The following is a 1,599-nucleotide window of genomic DNA, read 5'->3' as shown; positions in this document are numbered from 1 at the left end:
GTTCTGGATCGAATGCGCGAACATGCGAGGCACCTTACCCCATGTCCGAGGGGTGTACTCGGTGTCTCAATTGCTGGGCATGGGTCAGGACGCCCGACACGACCCCGTAATGTTGAGGTCGTGACCGTGAACGCTAAGACCAGCGCGAGTGCTGGCAACACCTGGCGAGACCTGCCCGCGGCGCAGCAGCCCGAGTACCCCGACACCGAGGCTCTGCGCGCAGTCGTTGCGGACCTCGAGTCGTATCCGCCGCTCGTCTTCGCGGGCGAGTGCGACCAGCTGCGCGCCCGGATGGCGTCCGTCGCCAAGGGAGAGGCGTTCCTCCTCCAGGGCGGCGACTGCGCCGAGGCCTTCGACGCCGTATCGGCCGACCACATCCGCAACAAGCTGAAGACGCTGCTCCAGATGGGCGCCGTGCTCACGTACGCCGCGTCCGTGCCCGTGGTGAAGGTCGGCCGGATCGCCGGCCAGTACTCCAAGCCGCGCTCCAAGGGCACCGAGACCCGCGACGGCGTGACCCTGCCGACCTACCGCGGTGACTCAGTCAACGGCTTCGACTTCAACGAGGCCGCCCGTATCCCGGACCCCGAGCGCCTGAAGCGGATGTACCACGCGTCGGCCTCCACGCTGAACCTGGTGCGCGCCTTCACCACCGGCGGCTACGCCGACCTGCGCCAGGTGCATGCCTGGAACCAGGACTTCGTGAAGTCGTCCCCGTCGGGACAGCGCTACGAGCAGCTCGCCCGCGAGATCGATCAGGCGCTGAACTTCATGCACGCCTGCGGGGCCGACCCGGAGGAGTTCAAGACGGTCGAGTTCTACGCCTCGCACGAGGCGCTGCTGCTCGACTACGAGTCCGCCCTGACCCGGGTCGACTCGCGCACCGGACACCTCTACGACGTCTCCGGGCACATGGTGTGGATCGGCGAGCGCACCCGGCAGCTCGACCACGCGCATATCGAGTTCGCCTCGAAGATCCGCAACCCGATCGGCATCAAGCTGGGCCCGACGACCACGGCCGAGGACGCGCTGCAGTACATCGAGCGCCTCGACCCGGAGCGTGAGCCGGGCCGGCTGACCTTCATCGTCCGCATGGGCGCCGACAAGGTCCGCGACAAGCTCCCCGAGCTGGTCGAGAAGGTCACCGCCTCGGGCGCCACCGTGGCCTGGGTGACCGACCCGATGCACGGCAACACCTTCGAGGCGGCCTCCGGGCACAAGACCCGCCGCTTCGACGACGTGCTCGACGAGGTCAAGGGCTTCTTCGAGGTCCACAAGGCGCTCGGCACCCACCCGGGCGGCATCCACGTGGAGCTGACCGGCGACGATGTCACCGAGTGCGTGGGCGGCGGCGACGAGATCTTCGTCGACGATCTGCACCAGCGCTACGAGACGGCCTGCGACCCGCGGCTCAACCGCAGCCAGTCGCTCGACCTGGCGTTCCTCGTGGCCGAGATGTACAGGGACCAGTAACGGGATCGCCTGTCACCCGGACATGGACTGGGGGGGGGGTGGCACCAGACCCGCCCCCCCCCACAAACAGGGTGGTATAAAAAAAAAACAGCCCACCCGACAGTAAAAAAACAACGATTGGCGGGT

The 1,599-nt window shown here is 67.4% G+C and carries 1 protein-coding gene; it reads left to right on the top strand.

Features of this window, described 5'->3' with window-relative positions:
- Window positions 1-120: 120 nt before the first annotated feature.
- Window positions 121-1,473 carry a class II 3-deoxy-7-phosphoheptulonate synthase gene (locus tag ACFTZL_RS44750; RefSeq protein WP_382596343.1) on the top strand — a complete coding sequence of 451 codons (1,353 nt, stop codon included), beginning with the start codon at window positions 121-123 and terminating at the stop codon, window positions 1,471-1,473.
- The last annotated feature ends 126 nt before the right edge of the window (window positions 1,474-1,599 follow it).

Source organism: Streptomyces sp. NPDC056948 (assembly GCF_042674225.1).
Classification (GTDB): domain Bacteria; phylum Actinomycetota; class Actinomycetes; order Streptomycetales; family Streptomycetaceae; genus Streptomyces; species Streptomyces purpurascens.
This window is presented reverse-complemented; position numbering and strand designations above follow the sequence as displayed.